We start from the raw sequence: 16819 nt of genomic DNA, 5'->3' as shown, positions 1-16819 counted from the left end.
AAGGAGTTAACCATGCTGGAAGTAGATATCAACGCCGATCTGGGCGAAGGCTTGGGCCGTTGGAAAATGGGCGATGACGAAACGCTGATGTCGCTGATTTCTTCGGCCAATATCGCCTGCGGTTTTCATGCCGGCGACCCGAGTATCATGCGCGCTACCCTTATCCGGGCAAAAGCGCTGGGGATCGACGCGGGCGCCCACGTCGGCTTTCCCGATCTGGTGGGCTTCGGCCGTCGTCGCATGCAGATCGAGGCGCAAGAGCTGTGCGATTTAGTGCTGTATCAGCTTGCCGCTATCTCCGGCCTGGCCGAGATGATAGGACATCCCATCAAACTGATGAGCTTCCACGGCGCCCTGGGCAATATGATCGCGGAAGACGAGGCGCTGGCCACGCCGCTGGTGGCGGCGGTGGCCGCGTTCAACCCATCGCTGATTATCAAGTCATCCATTAGCCCTTGCATTCGCAATGCAGCGGCGAAATGCGGCGGCGTCCAGGTGGAGACGGTGTTTCACGCCGATCGCGCTTATGACGCCGAAGGCTTGCTGGTGTCGAGAAAACGCCCCGGCGCGGTGATCCACGACAGACAGCAGGTGATGGCGCGCGTCAGCCAGTTCCTGCGTCACGGCACCGCCACCACGATTGCCGGTAACGACATCCCAATCCCCGCCCGTTCCATCCTGGTCCACGGCGACAACGCCGAGGCGGTGACGCTGGCGCGCGCGATCCGGGACGAAGTCGAGCGGCTCGGTGGCCGGGTCTTGCCCTTGTCCCAATTATCCCCCCTCAGCCAGAAGGATGTTTAACCATGCGTTTACTCACCGTTACCGCTCTGCTGTTTCTTGCCGCCGCCGCACCGCGGCTGGCCCAGGCCGACCAGCTCGATACCATTCTGGCCAATAAGAAAATGATTTGCGGCGTACAGGCCAGCACCCCGCCCTTCGGCTTCCCCGATCCGCAAACCCGCCAGCAGGTCGGCCACGATGTGGATCTTTGCCACGCCATCGCCGACAAGTTGGGGGTCGAGGTGGCGATAAAACCGGTCTCCACGGAAGCCAAAGTGCCTGAAATCAAACTCGGCCATGTGGATATTGGCATTATGAACTTGGCCTATACCCGTTCACGGGGGGAGCAGATCCAATTTAGTCATCCTTATTACATCACCCGCGAAATGCTGGTGGTGCTGGCGGAGAACGGCAATAAAACCTTGAAGGATTTCAAGGGTAAACGGATAGGGTCCAGTAAAGGCTCCACCTCCGAACTGGCGACGCGCCTGCAAAAGGCCATTCCGGTCACGTTCCAAGATGCCGGCTCCGCCTATCTGGCCACGATCCAGCGTAAGACCATCGGCTTCGTCAACAATGAAATGACCGCCAAGCAATTTATCAGTAAAGCCGGTGAAAGCGGTATTAAGCTCGCCATGATAGCCGAACCCATGGCGCTGGAGCCGGTGAGCGTCGGCATGCGCCACGGCGAGCCCAAATTGTATGAGAAAATAAATAGCATCCTCGATGAATTGGAAAATGAAGGCACACTTAACGCCATTTGGAATAAATGGATAGGTCCGGGAACGATTTATGACATGCCGCGCAAGGATAAAGTCCAGTCCATGTCGGATATTCATTTTGAGCCTTTACCCTAAGGGTAAATTAACTTTTCACCGCTCTTTGGTGCAGCACGAGAGAAATAATAGGACGTTTTAACGTTATTAGCGGGCGGACCGACGGCCGCCCGTTAACCTCGAGTAATTAAGGGTCTGCCAATCATTTTTTCCGCGAGGGGTACCCGCGCGGCGCCCTTTTTACGTCGCTTATTCTACCGGTCATTCAATGAGACAACCTAGCTATGACAACAGAAAACGCCACCATCTTAGCGTCGACCACGGGGCCGATAGGCTGGATAACTTTTAACGATCCCGGCAAGCATAATGCCATTTCCATGGCAATGGCGCAGGCGGTGCCGGATATTATCCGCGCTTTCGAGCAGGATACGGCCATTCGCGTTATCGTGGTGCGCGGCGCGGGGGAAAAAGCTTTCGCCGCCGGCTCTAATATCTCTTCGTTCGACAGCGTGCGCGGCAATGCCGAGCAGAATCATCACTATCACCACATTAATGAGTCCGCCTATAACGCCGTTTATTATTGCGCCAAGCCGACCATCGCCATGATCCACGGCTATTGTATCGGCGGCGGCCTGGATTTTGCTACCAGCTGCGATATCCGGCTGTGCTCGGACAGTGCGGTATTCGCCATCCCGGCGGTTCGCCTGGGACTCGGTTACGGCTACGAAGGCCAAATTCGCCTGAATCGTATCGTCGGCCCGAGCCGCGGGCGGGACATTTTCTTTACCGGCCGGCATTACAGCGCGCAGGAAGCGCTGACCATGGGGCTGGTACACGAGATCATCCCTGCGGCGCATTTGGCAGACCGGGTAACGGAATACGGCAATCGGGTGGCGCAAAACGCCCCGATGACGCTGGCCGCCATCAAACGGGTTTTTATCGAACTGGAGCACGACGAAAGCCGGCGCGATATGGCCGCGGCGCAGGCGTTGATCGACGCCTGTTTCAAAAGCGATGACTATCGCGAGGGACGCGCCGCCTTTGCCCAGAAACGTCAGCCGCAGTTCAAGGGGGAGTAGCCATGTCCACGCAGACTCCGCGCCGCGGCCCGCTCGCCGCCGTGAAAGTGCTCGATCTGACCCGCGTGCGGGCCGGGCCGGCGTGCGTGCGCCAATTCGCCGATTGGGGCGCCGACGTCATTAAGATTGAAAGCCCGGATTATATGGAGGTCAGCGACGGCTGGGGCGGGCTGCGCGACGGGCCCGACTTTCAGAATCTGCACCGCAACAAGCGCTCGCTCACGCTCAATTTGAAAGACCCGGACGGTCTGGCGGTGTTTTATCAGTTGGTGGCCGAGGCGGACGTGGTGGCCGAGAACTTCAGACCCGATGTGAAATTCCGCCTGGGCATCGATTATGACACGCTGGCGAAAATCAATCCGCGCCTCGTTTACGCCAGCATTTCCGGATTCGGCCAGGACGGCCCCTATGCCAAACGGCCGGGGTTCGATCATATCGTGCAGGGCATGGCCGGGCTGATGTCGGTCAACGGCGACCCCGCCCACGGGCCGATGCGCGCCGGTTTCGCGGTGGCCGATGTCGGCGCCGGCATGTACTGCGCCATGGCTATCCTGACCGCGCTGATTGAGCGGCAAACCTCGGGGTTGGGCCAATGGGTCCAGATCTCGTTGCTGCAAACCATGATTGCCATGCTGGATTTCCAGGCGGCGCGCTGGCTGTTCTTACACGAGATCCCCGGGCAAAGCGGTAACGATCATCCCACCTCCATTCCCACCGGGGTCTATCCCACCGCGGACGGCTACATCAATATCGCCGCCGGTGAGCAGGCGATGTATCGGCGGCTGTGCCTGGCGCTGGATAGGCCGGATCTGGTGGAACACCCCGAGTTCAACTCCGAGGCGCTACGCTCGCAAAATCGCCGGGCGCTCAACGACGTGCTGTCGGCGATTATCCGCACCCGCAGCACAAGCGCCTGGATTGCCGCTTTCGAGCGGGCGTCGGTGGCTGCCGGCCCCATCAACAAAATCAACGAGGTCTTCGCCGATCCTCAGGTGCAGCATCTAGGGGTGGCGCAACCGTTGCGGCATCCGCGGCTGGGGGATATCGACGTTGTGGGACAACCGTTCAGCCTGAGCCGGACGCCGAGCCAGCTGCGCACCGCCGCGCCGGACCGGGGGGAGCATACCGAGCGAGTATTGCGGGAGCTGGGCTACCCGTCCGAGCGCATTGCGGCGCTGCGCGCCAAGGGGGCCATTTGAGCCGCGACGTGACAGGCCGCCGAGACACGCGCCGTCCCTATCCACTTTACCCGATTAACCGTTAAGGAGTTAACCATGAGTACCACCCGCGCAGCAGCGCGCGTTCAGCGCATCAAACAATCCCCCAGCGGCGCAGCCGCCGATCGCGCCCATGAACTCAAGCGCCAGGGGAAAGCCATCATCAGCCTGGTGGTCGGCGAGCCGGATTTCGCCACGCCGGCGCATATCCGGCAGGCGGCCTGGGATGCCATGGAGCGCGGCGATACGCGCTATACCCATAACGCCGGCACCCCGGCCCTGCGTGAAGCCATCGTCGCCAAGCTCAAGCGGGAAAACGGCGTCAGCTACACGATCAATGACATTATCGTCACGCCGGGCGCCAAAAGCGCGGTATACCTGGCGCTCGCCGCCACGCTGAACCCCGGCGATGAAGTGATTATCCCTGCACCCTATTGGGTGTCTTATCCGGACATGGTGAAACTGTGCGAAGGGGAGCCGGTCATTGTACCTTGTCCGGAAACCGACGGCTTCAAACTGACCCCCGCACGGCTGGCGCAGGCCATTACGCCGCGCACCCGCTGGTTGGTTATCAACTCGCCGAGCAATCCCACCGGCGCCTGTTATACCGCCGATGAATACCGCGCGCTGGCGGCGGTATTGATTGACCACCCGCAGGTGATGATCATGACCGATGAAATTTATGAGCACATCCGGTTCGGCGACCAGGAGAATCCCCATCTTCTCGCCATCGCCCCCGCGCTGCGCGAACGGACGCTTATCGTCAACGGCGTATCAAAAAGCTATGCCATGACCGGTTGGCGGATAGGGTTCGTCGCCGGCCCACCCGATGTGATAAAGGCCATCGCCGTGGTGAAATCCCAGACGTCCGGCGCCACCTGCTCCATCAGCCAGGCGGCGGCGGTTGCGGCCTACGAAGGAGATCAGTCCAGTCTGGCCGCCAACCGGGAAACCTACCGTACGCGGCAGTCTGCGGCGCTGGCGCTTATCAACGTCATCGACGGCTTATCCTGCCTGCCGCCCGCAGGGGCGTTTTACCTGTACGTCAACTGCGGCGGCGTAATAGGTAAGCGCAAACCGGACGGCGCCACGCTCGAAAGCGACGGGGACGTGGTGCTGTATTTGCTGGAGAACGCCGAGGTGGCGCTGGTGGCCGGCGCCGCTTACGGGCTGTCGCCCTATTTCAGGATCTCCATCGCTACCGATCTCGACACCATTGAAACCGGTATCGCACGCATCGCGCGGGCGCTATCGCAGTTAATATAACGGAATCATCGCCTATGTCTTTCTCCGCCACGCCATCAGGGACGATGAGCGGTCAGCCGGACAGTTTCCGTTCCTCGCTGCTCGCGATGCTCGGGATTTCGCTGGTGATGTTGCTGTCGTCCCTGGAGCAGACCATCGTCGGCAACGCGCTGCCGAGTATCGTCAGCGACCTGCAGGGTTTCAGTCTGTATGCCTGGGTCGCCACCGGTTATCTCTTGGCCAACATGGTGGCGATCCCCATTACCGGCCGTCTGGGGGACTACTTTGGCCGTAAACCGTTTGTGTTGGCCTCAACGGTAGTGTTTACCCTGGGATCGGTGTGGTGCGGCCTGTCCACCAGCATGCTGGAGCTGGTGGTGGCCCGCGGGCTGCAGGGCATCGGCGGCGGTATGGTGATAGGCAGCGCGTTCGCCTGTATTCCCGAACTGTTCCCCGATACCCGCCGGCGACTGCGCTGGCAAATCATTCTGAGTATGATTTCAAGCGTCGCCAACGCGCTGGGGCCGGTACTCGGCGGTTACCTCAGTAGCCATTATGGCTGGCGCTACGTGTTTTATTTGAACGTGCCGCTGGGGGGCGTGGCGCTGTTTTTCGCCTGGCGCTTTTTACCGGCTTTCGCGCCGCCGACCAGCGGTCCGCCGCAGGTCGACTGGCCCGGGGCGGTGCTGGTGGCCACCAGCCTGATTTCACTTCAGTTGCTGGTGGAGCATTTACCGCTGGGCAACCACGGCCTGAGCCTCCTGCTGATGCTCCTGTTGCTGGTCTCGGCAGCAGGCCTGCTGCGTCGGGAGCGGCGCGCGGCCGATCCCCTGCTGCCCGGCGCGCTTTTCACCCACCCCGCGCTGCAAAAGCTCTACTGGCTGGCGCTGCTGGCGGGGGGCGCCATGTTCTCGCTGCTTATCTATCTTCCCCTGCTGTTCCAAGGCGGCTACGGTTTCAGCCCGGCGGATGCCGGCGTGTTGATTACCCCGCTGGCGCTGTGTATGACGCTGGGGGCGATCGTGAATGGTCGTATTGTGACCCGGCTGTCCAACCCGGCGCTGATGCCGTTTATCGGCTTCAGTTTATTGCTGCTGGCTAGTCTCGGCTATGCGCTGGTCGGCGCGCGGGCGGGTTTTGCCACATTGTTAACGCTTACCATCATGGCCGGCTGCGGCTTGGGCTTTACCATGATCAATTTGACGCTGTTTACCCAAGCGCTGGCGCGGCGCGAGCATATAGGGATCGCCACCGCGCTGCAAAAATCGCTGCGGCTGGTGGGGGCCCTTATCGCCACGGCGGTGGTGGGCGCGATGGTAAAGGGCTGTTACCACTTCTCGCTGTTGCGCCTGTTCCGCGCGCGCGGGCTGTCCGCTCACGCCGGTGCGTATCTCGATCCGCAGGTGCTGATGCAAACCCACGCCGGCGAGGCGCTGGCCCAGTGGTTGCCCCTGGCGCGGCTGGCGCTGATGCAGGCGGTGTCGTTGAGCCTGCTGCTGGTGGTGGCCCTGGCGGCGGCCGCCTTGATGATTTTGCAGCGCTTGCCCGCCATCGAGCTCAATCCCCACGGCGCCGATGCCCCGCAAGCGCCGCCCCGCGCGTGATGCGCGCTATTACGCTCGCGGCGCCCTGCGGCCCGTTGACGCACAACAGGAGTCATCATGCTGTATGCTTTAGGTACTCACCAGGTCGACGCCGACGCGGAGTGCTGGATAGCCCCCGGCGCCGTTGTGGTCGGCCAGGTACGGCTGGCGGCCGACGCCAGCGTCTGGTTTCATGCCGTAATACGCGGCGATAACGATCGCATCGACATCGGCCCGCAGAGCAACATTCAAGAGGGGGCGGTGTTGCATGCCGATCCCGGCGCGCCGCTCACGCTGGGTCGCGGCGTTACGGTCGGGCATCAGGCGATGCTGCACGGCTGCACCATAGGCGACTACAGTTTGATAGGAATTAACGCGGTGATCCTCAACGGCGCAAAAATCGGCCGCCACTGTCTGATAGGCGCGAACACGCTGATTACCGAAGGCAAGGTGATCCCGGATCATTGCGTGGTGTTCGGCTCGCCGGCGCGGGTGATACGCGAGGTGAGCGAGGCGCAACGCCTGGAGATGATCGCCACCAGCGCTAACTATGTCCGCCGCGCGCGCGAGTACCGGACGCAGTTGCGCGAGCAGAGATAATCCCCGCGCCCCCCACGCTTCAGGTCTGCCGGCACGACCGGCAGCCGCGGGGATCATTCCCGCCGTTACACCCGATGGCACGCCGGCATGGCCGACGCCGGCGCGGTATCCGGCACCCGTCAGGAACGCCCGTCTTCCTGGCGCGGCCGCCACCCTTGCGGTTGACGCGGCGCCTGTGCTTATTGTTGACGCGGCGCCGCCGGAACATACGCCGAGGTCAAGGTCGCGCCGCCCCGCCGCTTACGTTCAATGCGCCGCTCCAGCCAGCCGGTAAGCTGCGTCAGGCCATAACACAATACATAATAGGTCAACGCCAGAATCGCGAACACCTGGAAAGGCTTAGTCAGCAATTGATTATTGACCTGGTTGGCGGCAAACGTCATTTCCTGCAAATTGATAATATAGCCGAGCGTGGTTTCCTTAATAATGGCGATGAACTGACTCACCAGACTCGGCAACGAATTGTACAGCGCCTGGGGTAAAATCACGCACAGCGTAGTGCGGAAATACCCCATACCAAGGGCCCGCGCCGCTTCCATTTGCCCCTGCGGCAGGGCCTGGATCCCCGCGCGGACCACTTCGCACAAATAGGCGCTTTGATAGATCACCAGCGTACAGAGCATGGTGGTGAAAGCGCTGATGTTGTGACCGATAAGCAGCGGCACCAGAAAATAGGTCCAGAAAATCACCATGATTAACGGGATGCCGCGCATGAAATAAACCCACACCGTGACAGGATAGCGAATAAGCCTGAACGGCGAGATACGCCCGATGGCCATCAGCAGGCTGGAGGGAAAAGCAATCACCAACGCGCACAGGGACAACAGCAGCGTACAGGCGAGACCGCCCAGCGGACCGTTGGGGTATTGCCCGACCAGAAACAGCGCCCAGTTATCGCGCACAATTTGCAATACATCGAACATAGTGGCTTATCTCGCATTCTGGGTGTGAAAATGTCGGGCGAGCAGCGCGCCAGCCCCCATCAACGTCAATGAAAAAAACAGATAAACGACGGTGGCGACCAAATAGGTCTCAAAAGTGCGGTAGGTGTAATTTTCCACTTCCCGCGTCGCATAGGTAAGTTCACCCAGCCCGATGGCCATCGCCAGACTGGTATTTTTGAATAGCGTCACGGTGTGGTTAATGAGCGCCGGCAAACTGTTGCGTACAGCCTGCGGCATGATCACATAGCGAATGGCGCGGATATAACTGAGTCCGAGCGCGCGGGACGCTTCCATTTGCCCGTGCGGGATGGCGCGCAGGCCGCTGCGCAGATCCTCGGAAAAAAAAGCGGCTTCACAGAGCCCTAGCGCAATCATCGAGAAAATAAATTCGGCGCCGAAATCGGCGAGCCACGCCTGTAGCCCCGCCGGCAGCACCATGGGTATGGCGAAATACCACAGCATCAACTGGACCAGCGTGGGCACATTGCGATGATAGGACACATACACCGCGACGGCCCGGCTGACGATAACGTTGCCGCACAGGCGCAGGGTGACCAATATCAGCGCGATAAACATGGCCAGCACCCAGGTCCATGCCGTGAGCTGCAGCGTCATTTCGATACCCTGAAGTATCTGTCTGCCGTAATCACCGGTTAATATCGGCGCGAGATCAAAATGGGTGCTCATTGTCGGTCTCCTGACATTGGCGGATTCAGCGATGGCGATCGATGCCGCTCTCGCCGCGAAAGGGGGCCCGCGTGGGTGACCGCCGTTTATGTCTGCGGGACGAAGGTGAAAAGGTCGCGGCCGAAATCCACCTGCGCACCGGGTTCTAGCAGCCGTTCACCGATAATGCCCTCGCGGTCGGCGACCACCGGTAAATACAGCGTATCGATAGCCAGCAGCGCCACGGTCTCGCCGCGGCGCACGCGCTGGCCCGGCGCCGTCAAGGCCGTTTCCTGAAGCGGATGCTGGTCAAGAAACACCCCGACGGCGCGTGCGCGCAGGCGGTGGTGCGCCCCCCCCGCCGCCGCATCAGTCCCGTGAACGGAGACGGCGGCCGGAGGGGACGCCGCCGCGGAAGCGGAAGCCGCCGCGCCGTCCGGCCGCCGGGCGCCGTGGCCGGCGCGGCGCACCACGCGCAGCCTCAGATCCGGGCCAGTGAATTCAAGCCGACTGAGATGCGCTTGCGCCATCAAGTTCAGCCAGTGTTGTAACACCTGAATCTCCATGGGGACTCCTCAACGGGGGAACACTCTCGGCGGCGGCGCGGTCGGCCAGCCAGCGTTCCAAATGATGAATATCGACGCCGCCGGCGCTAAACCCCGGATCGATTAACAGTTGTTGGTGCAAGGCAAGATTACTGTCAATGCCTTCCACCCGTGTTTCGCGCAGCGCCTGGCGCATACGCGCCAGGGCGTCTTCTCGGTGGGCGCCGTGGGTGATGAGTTTGGCGATCATCGAGTCATAGTAAGGCGGCACCCGATAGCCGGTGGTCATATGACTATCGACGCGCACGCCAAAACCGCCGGGCGGCTGCCAGCGCGTTACCACGCCGGGCGTCGGCAGGAAACTGTGCGGGTTTTCGGCGTTGATGCGGCACTCCACCGCGTGCCCGACGCTGCGCACCTCGGCCTGCGTGAAACCGAGCCGCTCGCCGCGCGCCACGCGAATTTGCTGCTGCACAATATCGATACCGGTAATCATTTCGGTGACCGGATGTTCCACCTGCAAGCGCGTATTCATCTCGATAAAAAAGAACGCATCATCCTGATACAGGAATTCAAAGGTACCGACGCCGCTGTAGCCGATTTGCCGGCAGGCCGTCACGCAGCGCTCGCCTATTTTGGCTATCCGCTGCGGGGCGATGCCGGGTGCCGGGGCCTCTTCGATCACCTTCTGATGGCGGCGCTGCAAGGAGCAATCCCGGCTGCCCAGCCATAGTGCATTACCGTGGTTATCGCACAGCACTTGGATCTCAATGTGGCGCGGATGGGCGAGAAATTTCTCGATATACAGGGTCGGATTGTTGAAGGCGTGCCGCGCTTCCTCGCGCGTCAGGCGCACCGCGTCCGGTAATGCCTCGGCGGCAGGCACAACCCGCATGCCGCGCCCGCCCCCGCCGCCCGCGGCTTTGATGATGACCGGATAACCGATCTCTGCGGCAATCGCCGCCAGTTGCCCGGGATCGTCCGGTAGCGATTTATCATACCCCGGCACGCACGGCATGCCCGCGGCGCGCATCGCCGTTTTGGCGGCGATTTTATCGCCCATGGTGCGTAAGCAGGCCGCATCGGGCCCGATAAAGGTCAGGCCGGCCGCGTTAACGCGTTCGGCGAATGCCGCGTTTTCCGACAGAAAGCCATAGCCGGGGTGGACGGCCCCGGCGCCGCTGGCCCTGGCCGCCAGCAGTAACGCCGCCTGGTTCAAATAACTTGCCCCCGGCGCGGCGGGACCGATACAAATGGCCCGGTCGGCCTGGCGAACATAGTCCGCTTCGGCATCGCTGTCGGAATGCGCGACGATGGTTTTCAGCCCTAAACCGCGGCAGGCGCGTAGAATACGCAACGCGATTTCGCCGCGGTTGGCGATGAATACGGTGTCAAACATAGATTGCCTCAGTAAACGGGGGGCACCACGCCCTAATGGATCCGGAACAGCGGTTGATCGGTCTCCACCTCCTGTCCCGGTTCGCTTAAAATGGCCTGTAGCGTGCCGCGACACGCCGCGGTGATGGAATGGAACATTTTCATCGCTTCAAGCAGCCCCAGGGTTTGCCCCGCTTCAATCGTATCGCCGACGCGCACGAACGGCGGTTGATCCGGCGCCGGCGTCAGGTGCAGTACGCCATAAAAGGGGGCGCACACCACCTCACCGCCCTGCTGCGGCTCCTCATCGACCGGCACCGGCGATGCAATTGTTGTGCCGCTCGCCGGCGGTGGCGATGCAATGGTTGCACCGCTCGCCGGCGGCGGTGACGTCGCGGCGGGCGTGGCGGCGAAAGCGTTAGGCGCAGCCGCCGTGGCGGGCGCGGCGGCGCCATCGCGGTATAATTTCAAGTGGCAGTCGTGCTCACAAATGTCGAGTTCAACCAGATCGTTGCTGGCCATCAGTTCAATCAACGCATTGATTCGCTGCTGATCCATAATGTCGCCGTCTCCTTGCTTACGGGTAAGGGGTCGTTATTGAGGCTGGCCGGTGAGGTTGAATATATCGGCCCGACCCAAGGCACGGTAAGACAGATTGTCTCTGAGGTAATAATCGCCGTTTATAGAAACCCGCTTCCGGCAAAGGCGCCACCGACGCGCGTGCGGTAATGGCACGCAATATGCAAGACGGTTGCTATCGCATTTGCGGCTAGGGTCAAGATGTCCCTTTTACCAAGGAAACAACATGAATTTGCGTCGGTTGAAATACTTTGTTAAAAGCATCGAAATTGGCAGCCTTACGCAGGCGGCCGAGGTGTTATTTGTCGCCCAGCCCGCCCTGAGCCAGCAGCTATCGGTATTGGAAAACGAGTTAAAACAGACGTTGCTCATCCGCAACAAACGCGGCGTGCAGCCCACCGAGGCAGGGAAAGTCCTCTATCGTAAAGCCCAATTGATTCTGCATTTGTGCGAGCAGGCGCATGAGGAAGTCCAAACCGCCGGTCAGAATCTGTCCGGTAGCGTCAGCATCGGGTTGGCGCAATGTTCCATGGCGGAGCATTTGGCCATCCCGCTGCTTAAGGCGGTGCGCGAGGCCTATCCCGACATTTCGCTGAATTTGAACCAGAATTCCGGCGTACGGCAAAGTGAATTGGTGATGAACGGCAACCTGGATCTGGCGCTGTTGGGCACCAGTCTTTACGGCACTGCTATGCCCCACGGCATCCGCTTTTCAACCCTGCTGGAAGAGGAGTTATATTTCGTCAGCAGCCGTCTCGCGGCAGATAAAGCGCAAATCGGTCTGGAAGACATCATCGATAGGGCGCTGATCTTGCCCAACCGCAACCACTTCCTGCGCAAAACCGTTGACGATGCCTTTATTCAGTTCGGCAGTACGCCGCGGGTGGTGGCGGAAATATCCACCCATGTCACGCTCAATGAGGCGGTCATCGCGGGGATCGGCTCCACGATTTTGCCGGCGTCGGTGGCGTTGCAATTGAGCGATACCTCGCCGGCGTTGCACCACGCGCGTATCAAGCCGGTGCTGCTGACGCCGCTCGCGCTGTGCGAGTCCAAATCCCTGTCGCTGTCGCTGCCCGCGCAGGCGGTTAAACAGACCATTCTGGATATCGTCACGCAGCATGCGTTGAGCGTAAGAATGCGGCAGGAAATGCGCGGCGCGCAGGCCCACGCGACGCGACCGGCGGGCCTTATTCCCGCCGGGACACCGTTGCGATAAGCTGAATTTCCACCGGCGCGTTGCCCGGCAAGGAGGCGACCCCCACGGCGGCGCGGGCGCCGATTCCGGCCGTGCCCAGCTCGGCGGCAAGGTAATTCGAGGCAAAATCCGCCAGGCGCGAATGGGCGCTGAATGCCTTCGCCGCCCAAATAAACACCGTCAAACTCAGCACGCCGTCGATATCTTCGCCGCGTGTCAGCCGCGCCCTTGCCGCATGCAATGCGTTGGCGCAGGCCAGCGTCACGGCTTCCCGGTAATCCTCCAGAGGGCTATCGGCGCGGACTGGCCCCTGCAACAGCAGCACTCCCGCCCGCCGCGGGGTCATGCCCGCGGTATAGATCACGTCGGCGTGCCGTTTGGCGGCCACATAATTGCCCTGGGGACGCGCTGATGCGCCGGTTACAGGCGCGTTCATTGGCGGTACCGCGCAATCATCGCTATCAGGCGCGAAGCGGCGTTCTGCGCCGCGTCGTGATCCTGCGAAAAATTAAGCCGGACGCTGTCGCCGGCGTGCGGACTAAATTCGCTACCGGGGGTGACGATAACCTGCGCCTGGTAGCGCAGCAGGCGGACAAAATCCACCGGGGCAACGCGCAGCGGCGGTAGGGTCAAAAACAGATAGCTTCCCGCCTGCGGCAGTCGGGTCTTGATACCGGCATCGCTAAATTGGCGATACAGTCGATCTCGTATCGCCTGGTGCAGCGCGATGCGCTGCGCCATCCACCCCTCCGGCTCGGCAAACCAGCCTTGCAGCACGGATTGGCAATAGCCGGCCGCGCGCAGGGAAACAATAGCCTGCAATTGTTCCATACGGGTGATGATGGCCGGCGGCGCTAGCGCCACGCCCAGCCGGTAACCGCTCAGCGATTCCGTTTTTGACGGCCCCATCAGAGTGATAATGGGATGATCCGCCCGCGCGACGGCGCGCAGATGCGTATAGGTGGTGCCGGAATAGCACAGTCGGGCATACAGTTGGTCGACAATCACCGTCACGCCGTACCGCTGCGCCAGTTCGCCGATACGGGCGATTTCAGCCTGGCTATACACCACGCCGGTCGGATTATTGGGATTGGAAAACACAAACACCTTCACCCCGGTGCGAAAAGCGTGTTCCAGCGCGGGCAGGTCGAGGCCCGCGGCGGGATCGCCGTGTAGATAGTCCAGCCGCACCGGCACGACCTGCGCATCCAGGAACTGCACCAGTTTGCGGTTGGCAAAATAATCCGGCTGCACGATCGCCACCTTATCCCCCGCGCCCACCGTCGCGGCCAGCGCCAGAAATAACGCGCCCTGAGAGCCGGGGGTGATGATCATATCGTCATCGCCCGTCACGGGTGCGCCGATAAATGACGCCAGCCGGGCGGCCAGCTGTAGGCGGATCGACGCGTCGCCACGGTATTCGGTATAGGCCCGTTTACCGCCCATCTGGACACCGTTAACGAAATCGTCAAAAGCGCCGGGCGCTGGGGTGAAGGCATCCACATCGCCGTGGGAAAAATCGACCGCACGGCCGGGCAGCGCCGAACCGATAGCCAACGAAGCCAAATCGCTGCAGGTTTGCCGGACTTCCTGTCCGGGGGCATGGTCCGTCGCCAACTGGCTGAATCTTTCATCAAGTGACGTCATTGCATCCTCACAAGCGTAATGATAGGCATAAAGCCGTTACCCGCCCGGCGGCCGCACGGCGCGGCGCCATCGCAAAAAGCATACGGTCGGGGGCAGGCACAGCCCGCTTGCCGCCGGCGGCAGCGGACATCGGTGACTCTAGCGATTGGCGGCCATGCGGGATAAGACAGAAACTTTTTGAGGTGATAACCACGGCTTATGGATGGCGCAACATCGCCTGTGGCGGTCGGCGCGGGTGGCCCGCCGTCTGCCTGCGTCACCTTAACGAGCGCCATCATGACTAGTCATGTTTTTTTGATACAGGCACGATAGCGGCCGCGGCGAGAAACTGCCTCTGCCACCCTCCTCCTGTGACCCGGCGCGCCATATCCGCGGTGGGTTAGCCGCCACCATACTCGCTAGGGTCATTTTCATCGCGATGGAATTTCCGGGACCTGGCGTCGTTGCCGCCGGTGCGGTCAATGGCCGCCTTGACACACCTGACTAGTCATGTATAGTGATTTTTTCTTAGACGACCCTACGGATGAGGTAAAAATGCGTATTGGGGTGGATGTGGGCGGTACCTTTACCGATGTCGTTACGCTTGATCCCGCGGCGGGATTATGTTTCGTGAAAACCCCCTCGGTGCCGGCGGATCCGGCGCAGGGCGTGCTGGACGGGCTGGTGCTGCTGGCTCAGGAACGCGGGCTAAGTCTGTCGGCGCTGCTCGCCGACACCCAGGTGTTTATTCACGGCACTACGGTGGCGACCAATATTTTAGTGCAGCGCAACGGCGCCCGGGTCGGGCTCATCACCACCGCCGGCTTTCGCGACCTGCTGGAGCTGCGCGAAGGAACGAAACGCCACCGCTACCGTCTGCGCGATGAATTCCCCTCCCCCTTGATAGACAGGCCGCTGCGTTTGGAAGTGGATGAACGCGTCAATCACGACGGCGAGATCATCACGCCGCTGGATAGCGAACAGGCGCAGGCGGCGATTAGCGCCCTGCGTGAAGCGCAGGTTGAAGCGGTGGTGGTCTGCTTTCTGCACGCCCACCGTAATCCGCAGCATGAACGGCAAGTGCGCGACCTTATCGCGGCCAGCGGCTGGACGCCCTATATTTCGCTGTCGCATGAAGTGTTGTCCCGCGAGGGGGAATACGATCGCCTGTCGACGGCGGTGGTCAACGCCTATGTGGGCCCGGGTCTGAACGGTTATTTAATGCGTCTGGCCGGCACGCTGGCGGCGAAAGGCATCCGCACGCCGCTAATGATCATGCAGTCCAACGGCGGCGTGTTGCCGGCGGCGGAGGCGGGGTTACGCGCGGTGGGCGCGGTCACCAGCGGTCCCGCCGGCGGCGCCATGGCGGGTGCGCTGTTCGCCGGGCAATACGGGTTCGAGCGGGTGGTAGCCTACGATACCGGCGGCACCAGCACCGATATCTGCGTTATCGAAGCGGGGCGGCCGGTGGAAATCCAGGCGAAACACCTCGCCGATATGAAAATAGCCGTACCGGCTATCGACATCAACCCCCTGGCGGTGGGCGGCGGCAGCCTCGCCGCCATCGACGGCGGCGGCATATTGACTCTCGGCCCCGCCAGCGCCGGCGCGTCTCCCGGCCCCGCCTGTTTTCAGCGTGGCGGCACGCGCCCGACGCTCACCGACGCCAATCTGGTGCTCGGCTATATTGGTGCTGATACGTTTCTTGGCGGCAGAATGGCGCTATCGCTGCCGGCCGCCGTTGCCGCCGTCTCCGAGCACATCGCCCGTCCGCTCGGTCTGACGGTCGAAGACGCGGCGCTGGCCATTCATAATCTGGCCACGTCCAAGATAACCGAAGGTATCCGGCTGGCCACCGTGCGCCGCGGCTGCGATCCGCGCGACTATGCGCTGCTGTCGTTCGGCGGGGCCGGCGGCATCCATACCGGCGCCGTCGCCCGCGAGCTGCAAATTCCCGAAGCGATCATTCCTCGTCAGGCGTCGGTCTTGTCGGCGCTGGGATTTCTGGCGGCCGACGTGCGCCACGACAGTCAGCGGGCCCTGGGCCAGCCAATCACCCGGCTTACCGATACCGCGCTGCATGCGCTTTGTGAAACCATGAGCGAGGATGCCCGGCGCGGGCTGGCGCGACAGGGCTTTAGCGCGGACACCATGACGCTGCATCTGGTGGCGGATTGCCGCTACGCGCGGCAAATCCACAGCATCCCGGTCACACTCGCGATGGACTGGCCCGTCGCCGGCCTGACTGAGCGCATTCAGCAGGCCTTCGAGGCGGCCTATATGGCCCTTTATCACCATCGGCACGCGCGCGAGCCGGCGATTATCGATCAGCTGCGCGTCGCCGCCTACGGCGTTCTGCCGCGGCTGGCGCCACCGCGCGTCGCCGCACAGCGCGGCCAGCCCGCGCCGCAGTCTTACCGACGCGTCTATCTGGACGGCGCTATCTCCTGCCCCGTGTACCGCTGTGAGAGCCTGGGCGCCGGCGCCGAGCTGTCCGGTCCGGCAATAATCGATTCCGCCTCAACCACGGTTCTGCTGCACCCCGGCGATAGCGCGCGGGTGGACGAGCTTGGCTGTTTACATCTTTTCCGGAGAGCATAA

The 16819-nt window shown here is 61.8% G+C and carries 15 protein-coding genes and 1 pseudogene; 9 read left to right on the top strand and 7 right to left on the bottom strand.

Features of this window, described 5'->3' with window-relative positions; translation table 11 throughout:
* Nucleotides 1-12 precede the first annotated feature (12 nt).
* The 7 genes from SANT_RS07865 (at nt 13) to SANT_RS07835 (ending at nt 7283) form a co-directional block, all read left to right on the top strand.
* Nucleotides 13-804, top strand: a complete 792-nt coding sequence (locus SANT_RS07865; RefSeq protein ID WP_200867281.1) for a 5-oxoprolinase subunit PxpA — start codon at nt 13-15, stop codon at nt 802-804.
* A gap of 2 nt (nt 805-806) precedes the next feature.
* The gene (locus SANT_RS07860; RefSeq protein WP_025421748.1) at nt 807-1640 is read left to right on the top strand and encodes a transporter substrate-binding domain-containing protein; all 834 of its coding nucleotides are present in this window, start codon (nt 807-809) and stop codon (nt 1638-1640) included.
* A gap of 203 nt (nt 1641-1843) precedes the next feature.
* Nucleotides 1844-2638 carry an enoyl-CoA hydratase gene (locus tag SANT_RS07855; RefSeq protein ID WP_025421747.1) on the top strand — a complete coding sequence of 265 codons (795 nt, stop codon included), beginning with the start codon at nt 1844-1846 and terminating at the stop codon, nt 2636-2638.
* Nucleotides 2639-2640: 2 nt separating this feature from the next.
* A complete protein-coding gene (locus SANT_RS07850; RefSeq protein ID WP_025421746.1) occupies nt 2641-3837 on the top strand; it encodes a CaiB/BaiF CoA transferase family protein in 1197 nt (398 codons plus the stop codon).
* A 75-nt stretch (nt 3838-3912) separates the two neighbouring features.
* On the top strand, nt 3913-5121 hold the full coding sequence (locus SANT_RS07845) for an aspartate transaminase (RefSeq protein ID WP_025421745.1): 1209 nt from the start codon (nt 3913-3915) through the stop codon (nt 5119-5121).
* A 14-nt stretch (nt 5122-5135) separates the two neighbouring features.
* Nucleotides 5136-6704, top strand: a complete 1569-nt coding sequence (locus SANT_RS07840) for an MFS transporter (protein ID WP_051440134.1) — start codon at nt 5136-5138, stop codon at nt 6702-6704.
* A gap of 57 nt (nt 6705-6761) precedes the next feature.
* Complete coding sequence (locus SANT_RS07835; protein ID WP_025421743.1) at nt 6762-7283, top strand: gamma carbonic anhydrase family protein; 522 nt, start codon at nt 6762-6764, stop codon at nt 7281-7283.
* A gap of 179 nt (nt 7284-7462) precedes the next feature.
* On the opposite strand, the gene SANT_RS07830 is transcribed toward SANT_RS07835, so the two are convergent.
* The 5 genes and pseudogenes from SANT_RS07830 to SANT_RS07810 form a co-directional block, all read right to left on the bottom strand.
* Nucleotides 7463-8206 carry an amino acid ABC transporter permease gene (locus SANT_RS07830; RefSeq protein WP_025421742.1) on the bottom strand — a complete coding sequence of 248 codons (744 nt, stop codon included), beginning with the start codon at nt 8204-8206 and terminating at the stop codon, nt 7463-7465.
* 6 nt (nt 8207-8212) lie between these two features.
* Nucleotides 8213-8914, bottom strand: coding sequence for an amino acid ABC transporter permease (locus SANT_RS07825; protein WP_025421741.1), 702 nt, complete (start codon nt 8912-8914; stop codon nt 8213-8215).
* Between the two features lie 86 nt (nt 8915-9000).
* The gene (locus SANT_RS07820; protein WP_148296255.1) at nt 9001-9459 is read right to left on the bottom strand and encodes an acetyl-CoA carboxylase biotin carboxyl carrier protein; all 459 of its coding nucleotides are present in this window, start codon (nt 9457-9459) and stop codon (nt 9001-9003) included.
* A gap of 46 nt (nt 9460-9505) precedes the next feature.
* Nucleotides 9506-10837, bottom strand: a pseudogene (gene accC, locus SANT_RS07815) (acetyl-CoA carboxylase biotin carboxylase subunit); the annotation flags it as partial.
* Nucleotides 10838-10869: 32 nt separating this feature from the next.
* A complete protein-coding gene (locus SANT_RS07810; RefSeq protein ID WP_025421738.1) occupies nt 10870-11373 on the bottom strand; it encodes an acetyl-CoA carboxylase biotin carboxyl carrier protein in 504 nt (167 codons plus the stop codon).
* 247 nt (nt 11374-11620) lie between these two features.
* On the opposite strand from SANT_RS07810, the gene nac reads away from it, so the two are divergent.
* The gene (gene nac, locus SANT_RS07805; protein WP_025421737.1) at nt 11621-12613 is read left to right on the top strand and encodes a nitrogen assimilation transcriptional regulator NAC; all 993 of its coding nucleotides are present in this window, start codon (nt 11621-11623) and stop codon (nt 12611-12613) included.
* Here the strand turns inward: nac and SANT_RS07800 are convergent.
* Nucleotides 12585-13028, bottom strand: a complete 444-nt coding sequence (locus tag SANT_RS07800; protein ID WP_025421736.1) for a RidA family protein — start codon at nt 13026-13028, stop codon at nt 12585-12587. The two genes, nac and SANT_RS07800, sit on opposite strands and share 29 nt — an antisense overlap.
* Entirely contained in the window at nt 13025-14239 is a 1215-nt protein-coding gene (locus SANT_RS07795; protein WP_025421735.1) for a pyridoxal phosphate-dependent aminotransferase, read from the bottom strand. Before SANT_RS07795 ends, SANT_RS07800 begins: the two co-directional genes overlap by 4 nt.
* A 534-nt stretch (nt 14240-14773) precedes the next feature.
* Here SANT_RS07795 and SANT_RS07790 point away from each other — a divergent pair.
* Nucleotides 14774-16819 carry a hydantoinase/oxoprolinase family protein gene (locus SANT_RS07790; RefSeq protein WP_025421734.1) on the top strand — a complete coding sequence of 682 codons (2046 nt, stop codon included), beginning with the start codon at nt 14774-14776 and terminating at the stop codon, nt 16817-16819.

Origin of the sequence: Sodalis praecaptivus (genome assembly GCF_000517425.1) — a bacterium.
GTDB lineage: Bacteria > Pseudomonadota > Gammaproteobacteria > Enterobacterales > Enterobacteriaceae > Sodalis_A > Sodalis_A praecaptivus.
Note: the sequence above shows the minus strand (reverse complement) of the source record. Positions and strands in the feature narration are given on the sequence as shown.

Excerpts from the sequence above, each read along its gene's own strand:
- SANT_RS07865 (WP_200867281.1), top strand. The coding sequence starts at position 13 with ATGCTGGAAGTAGATATCAACGCCGATCTGGGCGAAGGCTTGGGCCGT.
- SANT_RS07860 (WP_025421748.1), top strand. The coding sequence starts at position 807 with ATGCGTTTACTCACCGTTACCGCTCTGCTGTTTCTTGCCGCCGCCGCA.
- SANT_RS07855 (WP_025421747.1), top strand. The coding sequence starts at position 1,844 with ATGACAACAGAAAACGCCACCATCTTAGCGTCGACCACGGGGCCGATA.
- SANT_RS07850 (WP_025421746.1), top strand. The coding sequence starts at position 2,641 with ATGTCCACGCAGACTCCGCGCCGCGGCCCGCTCGCCGCCGTGAAAGTG.
- SANT_RS07845 (WP_025421745.1), top strand. The coding sequence starts at position 3,913 with ATGAGTACCACCCGCGCAGCAGCGCGCGTTCAGCGCATCAAACAATCC.
- SANT_RS07840 (WP_051440134.1), top strand. The coding sequence starts at position 5,136 with ATGTCTTTCTCCGCCACGCCATCAGGGACGATGAGCGGTCAGCCGGAC.
- SANT_RS07835 (WP_025421743.1), top strand. The coding sequence starts at position 6,762 with ATGCTGTATGCTTTAGGTACTCACCAGGTCGACGCCGACGCGGAGTGC.
- SANT_RS07830 (WP_025421742.1), bottom strand. The coding sequence starts at position 8,206 with ATGTTCGATGTATTGCAAATTGTGCGCGATAACTGGGCGCTGTTTCTG.
- SANT_RS07825 (WP_025421741.1), bottom strand. The coding sequence starts at position 8,914 with ATGAGCACCCATTTTGATCTCGCGCCGATATTAACCGGTGATTACGGC.
- SANT_RS07820 (WP_148296255.1), bottom strand. The coding sequence starts at position 9,459 with ATGGAGATTCAGGTGTTACAACACTGGCTGAACTTGATGGCGCAAGCG.
- SANT_RS07810 (WP_025421738.1), bottom strand. The coding sequence starts at position 11,373 with ATGGATCAGCAGCGAATCAATGCGTTGATTGAACTGATGGCCAGCAAC.
- nac (WP_025421737.1), top strand. The coding sequence starts at position 11,621 with ATGAATTTGCGTCGGTTGAAATACTTTGTTAAAAGCATCGAAATTGGC.
- SANT_RS07800 (WP_025421736.1), bottom strand. The coding sequence starts at position 13,028 with ATGAACGCGCCTGTAACCGGCGCATCAGCGCGTCCCCAGGGCAATTAT.
- SANT_RS07795 (WP_025421735.1), bottom strand. The coding sequence starts at position 14,239 with ATGACGTCACTTGATGAAAGATTCAGCCAGTTGGCGACGGACCATGCC.
- SANT_RS07790 (WP_025421734.1), top strand. The coding sequence starts at position 14,774 with ATGCGTATTGGGGTGGATGTGGGCGGTACCTTTACCGATGTCGTTACG.